Here is a 15,466-nt window from a genome sequence, read left to right as displayed (position 1 = left end):
TCAAGGGCCTATTTACGGCAGGTCAACTGAACGGCACCACAGGCTACGAAGAAGCTGCTGCGCAGGGGCTAGTGGCTGGGCTTAATGCTGCACGCTCTGTCAAAGGAGAAAACCCTGTACATTTTTCACGAGAAAATAGCTATATCGGCACCATGATCGACGATCTCATTACCCAAGACCTAAAAGAACCCTACAGGGTGCTTACTAGCCGCAGTGAATACAGACTTATCTTGCGCGGTGACAATGCTGACCGTCGACTAACCCCACTTGGCAGAGAACTGGGACTAATCGACGATCGTCGTTGGGAAATCTACAGCAGAAAACAACGGGCGATGACCGAGGAAAACCAACGCCTAGAGAAGGTACGCATCAAGGAAGCAGATCCAATTGCGATCGCAATTACCAAGCAAACTGCACTACCAATCAAAGGCTCCATCAGCCTGGCCGAATTACTTAGGCGGCCAGGCATCAGCAGCCAAGATCTTGTAAGCCATGGTCTTACGCCAGATGATATTGATAGAGACGTAAGGGAGGGTGTAGAAATAGATATCAAATACAATGGATATTTAGCCAGGCAGCAGCAACAAATACAGAAAATCAAAACTCAAAGCGAGCGGATACTACCAACGAACACAAACTACTTAGAAATTACCACGCTCTCAAACGAGGCCAGGGAAAAACTTGGCAAAATTAAACCACACAACCTAGGCCAAGCATCACGGATTCCAGGTGTAAGCCATGCCGACACCGCAGCCCTACTTCTCTGGCTTGAGGTTCAAAGCCGGAAGGAATCGAACCAAAAGGGCCTCGACTAGGAACTAATATTTGTTATGGTTGGGGTCCTACTAGCTATAAGATTCAATTGAGAGCAGCAAGCAAGCAGCCGACGACACGGGCCTACTGGGAACTAAAAGCCGACCAGGTGCTAAATCAGGTATTTCAAGAGCAGTTCAGCATAAACCTAGATCCAGTTGAGGTGGTTGTAAAGGAAATCCAAGCTCGCAAAATTCCTATTGGCAAAGAAAGGGCAGTATGGGTGGCAGCCACCGCAGGTATCGCCATCCTTGGAACTAGTTTGATGGCTTTTGGTCTCTGGCAAACCAATCAAAGGACAGCCACAGAAGAGAGAAATCTCCTATTACTTAACCAACTCAAGACAGCCACAAGCCAAACGGCAAGGGAAGTTGCCGGTAAAAAGCTGCCCGTTCACCTAGATGAAAACCTTCCTCCACCCCCACCACAGCAAGAACCATGGATGGAGGAACTGGCCCAACTGCCGGCAAATGGAGCAAGCAACATGCCACTCATACAAGTTCCCATAGGCAAATCACTGAACTCAAAGACGGCGCAAGTAACCGAAAACTCAACTCCAGTGCTAATTGGGGTGATTCAAGGCCCGTCAGGAAGCGGCTCTGCAATTTTTCAAATTCAGGGCACAATTGCCTCTGCAGCAATTGGTGAACGCATAGGTGTTAGCGGTTGGACACTTAGACGCACTACCGGAGAAGGTGCTGCCATTGAAAGCAATGGGGTACAACGCAACTTGTCAGTTTCCGCATCCCCCTAAACCCAACCTCAATCCAAAGCCTTTAAGTATTTCAGATAGGTCCCAAAAGCCTGTAACGAAGAAACAGTGAGACCGTCAATGCCCCCCAGAAATCCAAAACGCAGGAAATAGCAGGATAAAAATCTATATAAAGCCCTAAGGACTGGGGTAAAATGATTGATCGACCTGCGCCGCTGCCTGAGAGATTCCGCCCCAATAGATGAATAGGCATTCATTTTCTCAACCGCAGCTCCATAGGAAGAATAGGTATAATGCAAAAGATTAGATCTTAATATTCCTGCGGAACCCTCAAAAACCAAAGATTCATGAACAGCATTTGAATTAAATCTAGCAGATCCGGCAAGAAATAGGCGATTAACGTAATCGGGGTACCATCCCGCGACACGAACGGCACGCCCGCAAAGATGATTTAAGCGAGGCATCCGATAGACAGAATATTTCGGTGCGGATAAGACAGTTTTAATTTCTTTGGCAAGCTGGGCAGGCACAACCTCATCACAGTCAATAGAAAATACCCAGCCGGAGTTGACAAGATCAAGGGCCCGCTGCTTTTGCACTCCAAAACCCTGCCAATCCAGCTCAATAATAACAACAGCGCCAAATGACCTCGCAATATCGACAGTTTGATCGGTACTGCCGCCGTCAACAATCACAATCGACTGGCAGAAATTCAATGATGCTAGACACTTGCCGATGGTTTCAGCAGCATTTCTTGATATTAAAATAGCTGTGAGAGATTCAGACGCACCCATAACCCAAATCAACTCTGCAGAACTGTTGTAAACAATTGGTCCATCTCAGAAAGCATTCCGGCCTCGCTGTGATGGGTTAAAACAAACTCACGGGCACGCATCGCCAATTCGCTAGCTAGCGAAGGGTTAGCCATCAACTCAACAATCGCGGCACGTAACTGGATCGGATCATTAGGTTGGACTACAAAAGCAGTTTCACGGTTCCTGGCAACCTCAGGAATTGCACCTGCGGTAGTCGTCACGACAGGTATTGAGGCCATCATTGCCTGGACCAAGGCCTGCGAGATACCCTCATTTGCATAGGAAGGAAGTACAAAAATATCCATGGCCTGCAACCAAGGCAACACATTCTGCTGATGCCCTGCAAAAATAAATAAAGAAGCCAAACCCGCATCGCAAATCTCCTTCTCAAGAGTCTGGCGAATGGGGCCATCACCAACAAAAACCACCCTGACGTTATCCGCAGAAAAATCTCTTACGGCGTCGATCAAAACTCGATGCCCTTTCCAAGAACGAATGGTTGCCACCAGGCCAATCACAGTAAGGCCTTCAAGCCCCAAAAGAGACTTGGCCCCATCGGCAGAACCGGGAACAAATTTATCTGGATTTATACCAGTTGGAATAGAGAATACCTGGTCAGCTGGCACCCCAATTGAAACAATCTGACGGCGAATAGCCTCGCCAGTGGTTACAACTCTCTGGGCAGCATTTTGATAAAGCCACCGAGTCGTTAAACTTCGACTGGGCTGAGCACATATGTGGCGCGTACGAACAACCTTTGGCCTCCGCCATAGGGTCAATAGAACCAATGCCACTAACCAACTATCCGTAGAACTATGGGTATTAATTACATCCGGATGCAGGGCAACTAATGCCGCTCTCAAACAAAGGAAAGCTCGCAAGTTCCGGCCAAAAATTGGAACAGTTTTAATCGGAACTCCGTAATCAACTGCCCGACCTACTAGCTGCGCATTGGGGGGTGCCAGCACCGTTACACGATGTCCACGCTCAATAAAACCCCTGGCCTCAGACAAGACTCGCATTTCCTGACCGCCCCAACCAATCGAAGATTCGGTATGGACAATGGAATAGGCCATGGCCGCGGAACTAAGAGGAGAACGAAGAGGGCAGCAATTCTTTGTATAAGGCCAACCACTCAACAAGCATGCGCTCAAAAGTAAGCGGCAAAACTCGCCGATAACTGGCCTGACCCATTGACTCAGAATACTCGAGCGCATGCAGGATTGGCTCAACCCAATCGGGCGCTTCGTGCCAATCTCTCACAAAACCCTCACCTCCTTCATCAATTAAGTCCCGAGTTCCTGAAGTGCGGCTAACGACAACTGGCAAACCACAGGCCATGGCCTCCAAAGATGCATTGGGCATCTGGTCATACATGGAAGGCTGTACAAATACATCTGCTGCTGCAAAGAGCTGAATTGGATTAGAAGTCGGACCAATCCATCGGAGTCTGTCTTTGCCTATACCAAGCGATTCAGCAGCGCTACGGAATCGCTTGGGGTGGGATTCCTTTCCGGCAATCAAAAGGATTACAGATTCAGGTAGCAACGCCATAAATTCAAGGGCAGTGGACAGGCCCTTACGATGCCAACCTGAACCAAGAATCAAAAGAACCTGCGAGTTGGCTGGTATGCCAAGATTATCTCGGCTCTCCTGACATAGAGCGCTTCTTCTTTCAGGGGAGAAGCGCTGGTGGTCAACACCGTTCCAAATCAGGTGGACCCGTTCCTTGTCAAAGTTGGGATAGAGCTCAGCAAGGTCATCAACAACCATCTGGGAGTTAGCAATCACAGCCCTAAGGGAGGGGTGCGCAAACATCTCCCGCTCCAGCTGTAGCACCGCCTGGTGTTTTGGCTCCTGAAAAAGTTGATGTCGCTGCCGAGCAGTGCGGCCATGGGCCACCTGCTTCAACCATTGGGCGTGCAAGCCTGAACCAGCACGATAGATATGGGCACCAGGAATGGGCTCATGGGCCTGAACCAAATCAAAATTAGGGAGCTGCCTGGATACGGCCCGCACAAAGGAGCGAGAGCGCATCGCTCCTCCCAAGAAAAATGGGTTACAACGGATTACACGACAATTCTGACCTGTGGCAATTTCTGGAGGAAGGCTCCATGAACGAGCCAAAATCGAAAGCTCAATTGCTTGATTGGCATAAAAAGCCTTGATTGCCTCATTAATTACTTTTTCAGCCCCACCAAAGGCTAAAAACTTTTGCTTCACTATTGCCAAGGACAATGGCATTTATATCTCCATACAATATTTGGGAGAATCACCAGCAAGCAACACAGAGGCAATATCAGCACTTGTTTGGGCCCATTTCCGTAGATCAGTATGGGAGTTTTGAATACTCAGTCTTTTTGCCTCAAGAAAAAGCGGTTCGCACAGCAACCTCTGCATCAAATTAGCCAATTCAGCGGGTTGATCCGGAGAAAAGTACAAACCCAAATCTCCACAGACTTCATGCATAACTGGTGTATCAGAAGCCAAGACTGGCGTGCCCAACCATAGGGATTCAGAGGCTGGCAATCCCCAGCCTTCACTATAGCTAGGTAGCACTGTTGCCAGGGCCCGTTGATAAAGTTCCACAAGCTCAGGTTGGGAGGGGGTCACTTGGATGTGAATTTTAGGGTGAATATTTTGATATCTTGGCTGCTTGAGTAATCTTTTTGTGGAAGTGCGTGCCGCCCCTGCCAAAACCAAGTGACAACCATCAGGATCAGATTCATTAAGTATTAATAGGGCATCAAGCAGTATTTCTAAATTCTTACGGCCAGGACGGCAGCCCACGGCAAGAAAAAAATTCTTACCAATTCCGGCTATGGGCGAGCCCATGTTGGGAGTGCGGCACTCATGGGCAAGCTGCGCCACATGGACCTCTGCACTGGCTGGCATTAGATCCCGGCTTTGTAGCTCTAAAAGACACTGCTTAGTGAAATAGGAATTTGCAAATACATAACTTGAAGATTCCAGTATCAGGGCATTGTCGCGGCAAAATTGGTCAACAAATCCCCTACCTGGCCGATCATATTGATCCAGTAGGGGGAAAAAGTCGTGCAGCAGGCTAGCCAGGCGCCATTGGCCAGAACCCCGGGCATTGATTAATTCTAAGAGCTTGAGATAGCTGGCAATGAATTTTGGCCTGGCCGCTGAAAAGAGAACGCGGTTTACCTTAGTATCTAAAAATCGTGAATGCCTACCACTAAGCACTTTAGTCAGCCAATCTCTCAAACAGTCGTGGAGAAACCTTGGCAGAAAAGTCCTGAGGCGAAACAACTGTTGATCCAGGCTGAACAGCAATCTTTGCACTTCAAAGCCAAGCTTTGCAGGCCTGCCAGAGGCAAATAATTCAAAATCAAAATCTACAACTACAAAACAATTTATACCTGCAAAGTAAACGACATGATCCAACTCCGGCTCAATTTGACTAAGCCCGTTGGCTATCTCCGCCACCACGCGGGCAATCCCATAAAAGCCACCGCGACCCAGTGAACCAGCAAACAGTTCTGTCAGATCGCAAGTGAGCCGATTTGGTTGCACCATTTCTTTACTCAACCTGCCAATCCAACGTAAAGCTGATTTATGGAATTTGCCTCTAGGTCAAGCCCATAATGATCGACAGCCCTTGCGCGGGCAACTGGCCCCAATTCAGCCAACCGGGATTGATCAGAGATCAAGGCAGCCATTTTTAAAGCCAGCTCATCGACATTTCCAGTTTGAAATAGCTCGCCAACGCGGGAATCAACTATTTGGGGCCAAGCCCCTGCCATCGAAGTAAGAACAGGGGTGCCGCAGGCCATCGCCTCTAGGGGAGTCAGACCAAAACCCTCAGAACGGGATGCAGCCACTGCCAAAACGCAAGTTCTATATAGGTCACGAACCGACTTGCGATCCAAGTCCCCAAGGAATAAAATCCTTTCAGAAAGATTATGAGCTGCAATTTTTGATCTTAAGTTATCCAGAAAAGGTTGGTCTTTTTCCTGGCAAAGACCCGTAAAAAATGCTGAAAATCCTGGATAATCAGGTAGCACTCGAAGCAGCGCCTCCACCAGTAAATCAGTTCCCTTACTTAGACGAATCCGTCCGAATGCTCCAATCCATTGCTGATGAAAATTCAAGGGATTAGCTTGTAAGCATCGGGGCATGTCAGACTTACTGGGGAAGGGATTTGGTGAATAGAAAACCGTATCGACGCCATGGTTAATAACAACGCTGCGACAGGGCAGAAAGTCGGCTGAGCGATCCGATGTGGCAATTACCGCATCACAGCGGCCTATCAACCAGTTCAGCCACCTGCCCGGTGGTTTTGGCGCAGCCGAAGTAAATAAAACTTTCCAGGGCTGGCCCAAAACGGAGCGAAGAAACAAACCCATCAGAATTTCAATATCGCGCCGCGCATGCCAAATCCTGAAATGGCCCTGCTGGGGCTTTGACCAGCCTTGGCTCCATACCCCCCGCCAACCCACAGCTCCGGACAACTCAAGCCGGCCCCAATCCCAAACACCAATGGAACACTGCCGACGTTGCAGGGGCACCAGGGCCTGAATCGTGGCTGAAACCCCCGTGTAGCGGGCGTGGAAATTGGTGACAACCACATCGGCCAAGGGCTGTCTGGCTTGCCTGCGCACCACGGACTGCCCCCTACTTCTATCCGCCATCCTCACTGCAGGGGGGCTGGAACTCAGATCTTCCTAGCCTGGTGGCCATCCTGGCCCCAAATCGGCTTTGCTGATCTCCCCTCCACCAACCTGGCAAGCCTCGAAAACAGCTGTTCTGCAGGGCCTGGCGGGCAGCTCCCTTACGGGCCCTTGGCGCCTACTACTACTGGGTGATGGCAGCCCTACTCGCCATCTTGAAAGCCTCAGCGGGATACCGGTGGAGATCGAACTGATCGGCATGGCCCCGGAAACCGATTTCCCTACCGACGGCAGTCCCCTGCCCGAAGAGGTGGCCGAACTAACTGCGCCCCTATTGCGCCGGCAGGTCTGGCTGTGCTGTGGGGAACAAACCCTGGCCTGGGCCGAGAGCTGGTGGAACCAGCAGCAGGCAGACACCTACCTGCAGGAGCGGGACCAACCGATTTGGCGCAGCCTGACCAGCCACCGGGCCGAGCTGTTTCGGGAGGTGGATGGGCTGGCCCAGGTGGACGCCCCCTGGCTGGAGGAGCGTTTTGGCTTCCCAGGACCCTTTTGGAGTAGGCACTATCGCTTCTTCCGTGGGGGCAAGGAGCTCACCGTGATTCGAGAGGTGTTTTCACCCCAGCTGGAAACCTGGCTTGGGCCTGCAAGCGCCAGCCCGGCTAACACCGAAACGAGATAGCCCTAGCGGCGGCGGGTGGAGCGGGGCAGGGGCCTGGAATTGGTGCTAGCACCATCAAAAGCACTTTCAGGGGCAACCTCAGCAGCAGCTTCAACGGAACTGGGGGGGCGCTGCCAGCGGGCTACGGCGAAGGCCCCATCCTCTGGCCAGCCATCGGCATCTAGCTGAGTAGCAGCAGGTGCAGCAGCAGGTGCAATGCCCCTTCGCCTTGAGATCGCCTCCAAGGGGCGACGGGAGGGTTTTTGCGGGGGAGCTTCCTGCCAGGGCTCACGCCAATCTTCGTCGTCTTCAAGGATTCGATCCAGCTTGTCCTCCACCCAGCGACCGAGCTGGTCGAACCGGGGCACCCCAGCTGGACGGCCCCGCCCTGGGTTGCGGGAGGCCGAGCGCGATGCCCCCCGGGAGCCAGGGCGAGCACCGGAAACCCCATCCACCAATTGACGACCCGCGTTAACAAGGCGCGAGAGCCGATCGTCGTCAGACCAGGAATCAGTCATTGCCCCAACCTATCGGCGCCGAGCCGCCAGCCAGCGCTCCCGGCCCATGCCCACCAGGGCAATGGCCAGGCCCCCAAATTCCAGGGTCCAAAGAAACACACCCATGGCTTTGAGGCTAAGCCGCCGCCTCAAATTCCAATAGGCAGCTGGGATGCCAACGGCCGCCGTGGAAGCGCTCGCAACAGAGCTTGCAGGCCAAACCACTGACACGCCGTTGGTAGGGGGCCTGGATCCCACAGCTGGGACAGCGGGCCAGCCAGCGGCTTGAGCGGGCAGGAACCGGATAACGGTGGCGCACACTCACCTGGAAAACATCCTGAAGTGCATTGATCGCCCCCATCCGCCTGCGGAATTCGGGGCCATGGACCTCCTGGGCGCCCAGCACCCGGTCCACCCAGGCGTGGATCATTTCGTGGCAGAGGGTGCTCAAGGTGGCCTCCCTCGGTAGGGGCTCGAGCAGGGGCCGCGAGAGCACGATCTCGCAGAGATCACTGCCATCGGCGTGGCGACCCCTTCGATAGAGGCCCGCGGTGCGGCTGAGGCGGCCATCACTCCAGCGCACCTCCACCATCGGCAGCCCTTTCGGGGCCAGGCTGCCTTCGAAGTGTTCCCGATTGAGCCGGTGGAACAGGGGCAGCAGCGGCTCGAGGGGCACCTGGCAGCAGCCAATACACCGCTGCATTGTGGCCGGTGCCGACGCCATCACCAAAAGTTGAGGGTCGTCGGTCAGACTCTGGATCTCACAGCAAAGCGACAAACGCAATGGATTGGGGTGTGACCCGCGAAATCGGCTCGAAGGCCCTACTGGCCGGCGCTGGTTCCCTGCTCCTCTACTGGACCGTCAATGCGGTGAAGTTGGTGCTCAGCGCCCGCGGCATCAACCCATTGATCAAGCAGTTCTTCACCCAGGTGGCCAGTGGCCAGGTGGATGGGGCCTACCTGCTCACCACCAAGAACTACCGCTCCCACGTCAACCGCCAGCAATTCATCCGCTTCCTGGCTGGCCTGCAGCTCAACAAATACCGCAACCTCAAATCGGGACGGCCCCGGATCGAGGACGGCTTAATCATGCTGACGGTGAAGCTCAAATCCGACGGCAGCGAAGAGTTGCCCCTCGACTTCACCTTCACGAAGGTGGAGGAGCAGTGGCGGGTTGATCGCATCACCAAGATGGCCGCCTGAGCCCTGCCGTGAGCCAGGCCCGCGCCGAAGAGCTGAGGCGGCTGCTCACCCGAGCAGCCCACGCCTACTACGTGCTGGATGCTCCCCTGATGGAGGATTCGGTCTACGACCAGCTCTACCGAGAACTCGCCGAACTCGAAACCGCCGATCCAGCACTAATCAGCCCCGATAGCCCCACCCAGCGGGTCGGCGGCAGTCCGGCAAAGGGCTTTTCCAGCGTGGCCCATCGAATCGGCTTACTCAGCCTCGATAACGCCTTCAACACCGCTGAATTGGAGGCCTGGTATCGACGCCTGCTCGGGGCCCTGGATCGGCCCCCTGAGGCTGGCAAACCCTGGGCCGAGTTGCCCCTGGTGGGCGAACTAAAGATCGACGGCAACGCCCTTGCCTTGAGTTACGAGCAGGGCTTGCTGGTGCGGGCAGCCACCCGGGGGGATGGGGAAAGGGGTGAAGAGATCACCGCCAACGTGCGCACCATCGCTTCGGTGCCGTTGCGGCTCCAACTGGAGAACCCCCCTGAGTGGGTGGAAGTGCGGGGCGAAGCCTTCATTCCCGACGCCACCTTCGCCTCCATTAACGCCGAGCGGGCGACCCAGGGCGACGCCCCATTTGCCAATCCCCGCAACGCCTGCGCCGGCACCCTGCGCCAGCTCGATCCCCAGGTGGTCGCAGCCCGTCGACTCGATTTCTTCGCCTACACCCTGCACCTGCCCTCCCCATATCCGGGCCCGAGCAGCCAATGGGCATGCCTCGATTGGCTTAGGGCTGCCGGCTTCAAGGTGAACCCCAATGCCCAGCTGTTCGAGAACCTGGCGGGAATCGAGCGCTTCTTTGCCGACTGGGACCAGGACCGCAAAAAGCTGCCCTATGCCACCGATGGGGTGGTGGTCAAACTCAACGAGCTGCGCCTGCAGGATGCCGCCGGATTTACCCAAAAGGCGCCGCGCTGGGCCATAGCGCTCAAATACGCCGCCGAAGAAGCGCCGAGCAAATTATTGAGGCTCACCTGTCAGGTGGGCCGCACCGGGGTGGTGACCCCCGTCGCCGAATTTCAACCGGTGCCCCTGGCCGGCACCACGGTGGCCCGGGCCACCCTGCACAACGCCGATCGCCTAGCCGAACTGGATCTACGGGCTGGCGACACGATCGTGGTGCGCAAGGCCGGCGAGATCATCCCCGAGGTGGTGCGGGTGCTGGTGGAACTGCGTCCCCAGGGCGCCCAGCGGTTGGTGTTGCCCCACACCTGCCCTGAATGCTTCTCCGAGCTGGTGCGCGAGGCGGGGGAGGCTGCCACCCGCTGCGTCAATTCCAGCTGCCCGGCGATCCTGCGGGGCGCCCTGCGCCACTGGGTGGGCAAGGGGGCCCTGGATGTGGATGGTCTTGGAAGCAAGTTGATTGAACAGTTGGTGGACCGGGGTCTGGTTCGCTCAATTGCCGATCTTTACCGGCTGGATGGGGCCCTGCTGGCCAGCCTGGAGCGGATGGGCGAAGCCTCCGCCCAAAAGCTGATAACAGCGCTGAATGCCTCGAAAACCCAGCCCTGGCACCGCCAGCTCTACGGCCTGGGCATCCACCATGTGGGGGAAGTAAACGCCAAGGCCCTGGCCCGCCACTTCGCCAGCGCCAGCGAACTGGCCCTGGCCCTAAAGACACCAACCGAGCAAATTGAAAGCCAAGGGGCTGAGGCCCCACTCCAGGCGATCACGGCGATCTATGGCATTGGCGAGGAAATTGCCCAGTCGCTGCAGCAATGGTTTGCCACGGCGGCCAATCAAGCCCTGCTGGTCGATCTGGAAAACCTGGGCTTGTCGTTGGCGGCCAGCCAAGAAGAACTAGCCAGCAGCCAAGGCAACCGGGTTGGCACTGCCGGCCACCTGACTGGCCAAACCTTTGTGCTCACGGGCACCTTGGCCAACCTCAGCCGCCGGGAGGCCCAGGCCCTGATCGAAGCGGCAGGCGGCAAGGTGACTGGTTCTGTCAGCAAAAAAACCTGCTACGTGGTGGCAGGGGATGAGGCCGGCAGCAAGCTCAGCAAAGCCCAAGAGTTGGGCGTGGCGGTGCTGGATGAGGCGGGGCTGCTTCAGCTCACCAAAGGGGACTAACGGCGACCAGGACGGTTTACTGGCCCGCCCACATTTGGACCAACCCCCGGCCCCGCCGCAGGACTCAGCCCCGCCGCTGGACGCACCCCAACTCCACGGGCCCCGTAGCCCACCCCAGGCGTGGGGTTGACTACCGGACCGCCAGTCACGACCACCGGACCGCCAGGCACAACCACCGGAGCCACCACAACACAGCCAACGGGCACACCTGGACCGGTACAGACCACGGCCGCCTGGGTGGCATCGCCCCAAACAAGCGCCGTTGCAGCAGAGCAGACCACCACCGTTAGAACAGAGCGCAGCTTCATGACCGAAGTTCAACCAGACCCCAGCATGGACCCGATCCCCTCCGCCTACAACTGGATCAAAACCGCCTGCGGCCGGGCCAAATACGACGAGCTCGCCCAAAGGCCTGGCCCCCTGGCCAAGCTGCGGCTGGCCTGGTTTGTGTTGATTGCCGCGCTGAGGGATTGGCGGCTGCCATAAGGCAGGCAACAAACACAGGCAATAAAAAGCCCCCCTTTCGGGGGGCGAGTTAATCCAAGCTGGAGTACTTAGATGGTTTGCTGAATCAGATCGATCTGACCACCCTCCGTCAGATAGCCGGAGCCGTTGATGTTGCCGCCGCCGAGGCTGTGGGCCTGGACATTGGCCAGGAAGAAGCTGCCGGGGGCGGCGCCATAGATCTTCGATACATCGATGATCCCCGAGGACTCCCAGTTGCCCACCCCGTTGGTGCTGGGATCGGTGACCACACCGGGCTGACTCTGGCCGTAGGCGGTAGGGACCGCGGCGCGGTCGATCTGGGCCCAGCGCTCCGCGGGCGCACCCGTGATCGGATCGATGGGGCCGATGGGGTTCAGCTTCCAGATCGAGGCTTCCTGGGTGCCGAAGTTGCCGTTGGCGATGTCGAGGCCACCGCCGTTGGCCCGGTCCTCCTGCAGGTAGAGGCGGCCGTCGGCGCTCCAAGTGAGGTTGTCGGGGTTGCGCAGGCCCGTGGTGGGATCGGCTAGGCGGTCGGCGTCGTAGATGATCCGCAGGCTGCTGGATCCGGCGCTGGCCAGGCGGCCATCGGCACCGAAGGCATTGACGAAGCTCAGGGTGTAAACGTTGCCGTAGAGGTCACCGTTGCTGAAATCCTTCGTACCCGTGGTAACGAAGGCTGCCTGCTGGCCATTCAGGGGATTGACCTCACCGTCCTCGATGCGGCTGAGCTGCAGGGCGCCAAGGCCGATCGTGAGGTTGCGAATCTCGGCATCGCTGAGGTCGAAGTAGCTGGCTTTGCCCGCTGGCTTTTCGATCTTCACCCAGCTGCCGGCCAGTGAAGCCCCCAGGGCCAGGGCCTTGAGGTCGTCGGAGTCAGGGCCGGAGGTGTTGTCGACACCGGTTTCCGCCAGGGCCGTGGCCACAAAGGTGTAGAGGTCACCGTTGGCCTCCGCCAGGCCGTTGCGCTCCAGGAAGCCGCCCGCGGTCTTCTGACCAACCCAGAGCCTCAGAGGGGCCTTGGCGTCATCCAAGAGCAGCACTGCGACCGTGTTGACGCTGCCGGTGTCGATCGCGGTGGCCGATTCCCAGGTGCCCTTGCCGAAGGCATTCACCTGATGCAGGTCGCTGTTGGCCGTGTCAAGGGCATAGAAGGCGCCGCCACCAGCGCCGAACACCTCCTCACCGGTGAGGAAGATGCGATCAGCAAATCCACGGCCAGCGCCGAAGCTGTTGGCCTCCACCAAGTTGGCGCTGCAGAAGCGATCGAGGCCATCGGTGTCGTTGCCGATCACCTTGTCGTAAGCGAGGTCGCCACTGACGATGCGCGACTGGAAGCCGTTTTGGGCATTGTCGTCGGCATCGATGTCGACGATGAAGCGGCTGATGCGGGAGCCGGTGACCGAGGCGTTGAGACCCTCGGCGGTGTAGGCGTAGCCCGCGCTGGCACTAACCTCATGGTTCACAAGCACGGTGTAGGTGCCATCGCCATTGCTGTAGGCGCCCTGTCCGTCAAAGATGCCGATGGGTACGAAGACCTTGCCCGGCGCGGTGCTGTTGGTGAACTCGCCGTTTGTGATCAGGCTGCTGATCTTCAAGGTGGGGCCTCCCGCCACATCCTTGAGCATGGTGCTAGCGAAAGTGCCAGCTCCAGCTACCGGCGGTGACGCAATCAGGGTCTGAAGATCAAACACGTTGAGGGTGTTAGATACTTCATTGGAGACAATCAACTGATCGCGTCCGGTAGGACTATTTCTAGCTTCCACCACTTCCAGCCCTTCGGGCGAAATACTTCCGGCAATGACCGCGCTTGTCACGAAGCTAACCGCACTTGGAACGGTTACGTCGAAGACAGCCAACATAGATTTAGTAGTGCGCTCCATGCTCACGATCGCGTAACTGCTGCCATTGAGCTGGGCAACCACTACGCCCTCAGGTTCGACTCCCTTGTCATCACTGCGAAGGTCGTCATAAATCCCTGCCGCCACGGCGATGGTCTGCAGGGAGTTGCCACTGTCCCAGAGCAGGGCACCGCTGTTGGCATCGAAGATGCTGATGCTTCGGCTACCGAAGGTGGTAGTGCGGTCGCCGCTGCCGACCGAGGCATCATCAGAGAGGCGCTTGATCCGATTGGCGTTGCCAGTGCCACGAACCTCATCCACATAGGTGCCGTAATCGCGGGTGTCTCCTTCGTTGGCGGTCACGAAATAGTCCTTACCATCAACCCTGTAAGCAGCGATGCCGTCAGCCTGACGCAGGCCTTCGTAGTTCTGGCCAAGTAGGGGCTTGAAAAGACTGTTGTTATCTGCTGAATTATCGCGGTCGGTTAGATCTACAAGCTGGGTCTTAAAATCAACCGCACCAAGGGCAAAAATATTCTCAATCCTATTGGTCGCCAAGTTTACCTTAGCAACACCATTGTTCTCCTGCAGAGTCACATAGGCATAGTTGCCCAGAATCGAGACGTATTCAGGTTCAATATCATTGGCTTGGGTGGTGCCTGCGGTGCCGGAGATGCGGATTCCAGCAGGCAAGGTCAGTCCAGCGAAACCCAGATCGGTGTAGGAGAAACTCTGTCTGCCTGTAAAGCCCTCAATATCAATAATCCCGATGCTGCCGGGACGATCAATGCTGTAGTTGATGGTGGGTTCGCCTTCGTTGGCGATCACCAACTTGGTTCCCTGGTCATTAAAGGCGATGCTGTCAGGCAGGTAGCCAACCTCCACATCCTCAACAAAACTTAGGCTGCCATCAGTGCCGAGCTTGTAAAAGCGCACCAAACCCTTGCCTACTGAGGTGCTGTAGTTGCCTGGAGCAAGGGCTACTGCCACCAGGTTGCCAAAGGCGGCAACTGCCTGAGATACATAGCTGCCACCGAAACTTTCGCGCGCTAGCAAAGTCAGGGAATTAGGGTTGGAGGCATCCGTGACCTGAAGAGTGCTGCCGCCACCGCTAGAAACGATATAAGCATTATTAGAAATGCTCACTTGAGCAGATATTTCCGCCTGAAACTGCTCCGTGGCAGGACTTGTAATCCTGGGCGAGAGGTCAATACTCCCCAAAAGCGGGATAGAAGGAGCCCCCTCAGCACTCCTAGACCTCAAAGGTGCCAATTGTAATTTAGAGACGAAATTCGCTAAGGACATTTAAGAACCTATTGACTATTGCATACTATGGTTACTGCGCCGCTTAGTAAGTTAAAAGCTGCTTAAGACCCGCTGGCCATCAAACTTTTGTCATCCTAAGCACATTTCTATGATTGATAAAATACATTTCCGAAGCAATGGCTAGCCCCAATAAGGTCCCTCGATAGGTCGCCTACAATTAGATCAAAACGGCCTGCGGCCGGGCCAAATACGACGAGCTTGCCCAAAGACCCGGGCCCCTGGCCAAGCTGCGGCTGGCCTGGTTTGTGCTGATTGCCGCGCTGCGGGATTGGCGGCTGAACGATCCTGATCAGCCCGGCGGCTCTGCCTCCTGAAGGGCGCGGCGGGCTGCTTTGCCCACCAGCACCACTATTGCAATTGTTGCCCCCAGGCCCAC

15 protein-coding genes are annotated in these 15,466 nt (G+C 56.0%); 6 read left to right on the top strand and 9 right to left on the bottom strand.

Annotated features, from left to right (window positions below; all coding sequences use genetic code 11):
• Positions 1-815 (top strand): FAD-dependent oxidoreductase (locus KBY58_RS10645; protein WP_255004305.1); only part of this gene is annotated, 815 nt, incomplete at its 5' end.
• Between the two features lie 47 nt (positions 816-862).
• Positions 863-1,567: a hypothetical protein gene (locus KBY58_RS10640; protein ID WP_255004304.1), complete on the top strand. Its 705-nt coding sequence runs from the start codon at positions 863-865 to the stop codon at positions 1,565-1,567.
• An 8-nt stretch (positions 1,568-1,575) separates the two neighbouring features.
• Here KBY58_RS10640 and KBY58_RS10635 read toward each other — a convergent pair whose 3' ends face one another.
• Genes KBY58_RS10635 through KBY58_RS10615 form a run of 5 tightly spaced genes read right to left on the bottom strand, consistent with a single transcriptional unit; the run spans position 1,576 to position 6,935 of the window.
• The gene (locus KBY58_RS10635) at positions 1,576-2,319 is read right to left on the bottom strand and encodes a glycosyltransferase family 2 protein (RefSeq protein WP_255004303.1); all 744 of its coding nucleotides are present in this window, start codon (positions 2,317-2,319) and stop codon (positions 1,576-1,578) included.
• Positions 2,320-2,327: 8 nt separating this feature from the next.
• A complete protein-coding gene (locus tag KBY58_RS10630) occupies positions 2,328-3,416 on the bottom strand; it encodes a glycosyltransferase family 4 protein (protein ID WP_255004302.1) in 1,089 nt (362 codons plus the stop codon).
• A gap of 10 nt (positions 3,417-3,426) precedes the next feature.
• The gene (locus KBY58_RS10625) at positions 3,427-4,584 is read right to left on the bottom strand and encodes a glycosyltransferase family 4 protein (protein ID WP_255004301.1); all 1,158 of its coding nucleotides are present in this window, start codon (positions 4,582-4,584) and stop codon (positions 3,427-3,429) included.
• Positions 4,585-5,895 carry a glycosyltransferase family 4 protein gene (locus KBY58_RS10620; RefSeq protein ID WP_255004300.1) on the bottom strand — a complete coding sequence of 437 codons (1,311 nt, stop codon included), beginning with the start codon at positions 5,893-5,895 and terminating at the stop codon, positions 4,585-4,587.
• Positions 5,892-6,935: a glycosyltransferase family 4 protein gene (locus tag KBY58_RS10615; RefSeq protein ID WP_255004307.1), complete on the bottom strand. Its 1,044-nt coding sequence runs from the start codon at positions 6,933-6,935 to the stop codon at positions 5,892-5,894. Before KBY58_RS10615 ends, KBY58_RS10620 begins: the two co-directional genes overlap by 4 nt.
• A gap of 130 nt (positions 6,936-7,065) precedes the next feature.
• Between KBY58_RS10615 and KBY58_RS10610 the strand changes: the two genes are divergently transcribed.
• A complete protein-coding gene (locus KBY58_RS10610) occupies positions 7,066-7,659 on the top strand; it encodes a chorismate lyase (protein WP_255004299.1) in 594 nt (197 codons plus the stop codon).
• Positions 7,660-7,661: 2 nt separating this feature from the next.
• Here KBY58_RS10610 and KBY58_RS10605 read toward each other — a convergent pair whose 3' ends face one another.
• Positions 7,662-8,156 carry a hypothetical protein gene (locus KBY58_RS10605; protein WP_255004298.1) on the bottom strand — a complete coding sequence of 165 codons (495 nt, stop codon included), beginning with the start codon at positions 8,154-8,156 and terminating at the stop codon, positions 7,662-7,664.
• 115 nt (positions 8,157-8,271) lie between these two features.
• The gene (locus KBY58_RS10600; protein WP_254934624.1) at positions 8,272-8,811 is read right to left on the bottom strand and encodes a SprT family zinc-dependent metalloprotease; all 540 of its coding nucleotides are present in this window, start codon (positions 8,809-8,811) and stop codon (positions 8,272-8,274) included.
• A 107-nt stretch (positions 8,812-8,918) separates the two neighbouring features.
• On the opposite strand from KBY58_RS10600, the gene KBY58_RS10595 reads away from it, so the two are divergent.
• Both KBY58_RS10595 and ligA read left to right on the top strand, forming a co-directional pair.
• Positions 8,919-9,338: a hypothetical protein gene (locus KBY58_RS10595; RefSeq protein ID WP_254934222.1), complete on the top strand. Its 420-nt coding sequence runs from the start codon at positions 8,919-8,921 to the stop codon at positions 9,336-9,338.
• 8 nt (positions 9,339-9,346) lie between these two features.
• Entirely contained in the window at positions 9,347-11,440 is a 2,094-nt protein-coding gene (gene ligA / locus KBY58_RS10590) for an NAD-dependent DNA ligase LigA (RefSeq protein ID WP_255004297.1), read from the top strand.
• Here the strand turns inward: ligA and KBY58_RS10585 are convergent.
• Positions 11,437-11,748 carry a hypothetical protein gene (locus KBY58_RS10585; protein ID WP_255004296.1) on the bottom strand — a complete coding sequence of 104 codons (312 nt, stop codon included), beginning with the start codon at positions 11,746-11,748 and terminating at the stop codon, positions 11,437-11,439. The genes ligA and KBY58_RS10585 overlap by 4 nt on opposite strands.
• Between KBY58_RS10585 and KBY58_RS10580 the strand changes: the two genes are divergently transcribed.
• Entirely contained in the window at positions 11,747-11,926 is a 180-nt protein-coding gene (locus KBY58_RS10580; protein ID WP_255004309.1) for a hypothetical protein, read from the top strand. The two genes, KBY58_RS10585 and KBY58_RS10580, sit on opposite strands and share 2 nt — an antisense overlap.
• Positions 11,927-11,994: 68 nt before the next feature.
• On the opposite strand, the gene KBY58_RS10575 is transcribed toward KBY58_RS10580, so the two are convergent.
• Positions 11,995-15,069, bottom strand: a complete 3,075-nt coding sequence (locus KBY58_RS10575) for a choice-of-anchor I family protein (RefSeq protein ID WP_255004295.1) — start codon at positions 15,067-15,069, stop codon at positions 11,995-11,997.
• Positions 15,070-15,466: the final 397 nt, after the last annotated feature.

The sequence above is a fragment of the Cyanobium sp. HWJ4-Hawea genome, assembly GCF_024345815.1.
Classification (GTDB): Bacteria; Cyanobacteriota; Cyanobacteriia; order PCC-6307; family Cyanobiaceae; genus Cyanobium_A.
This window is presented reverse-complemented; position numbering and strand designations above follow the sequence as displayed.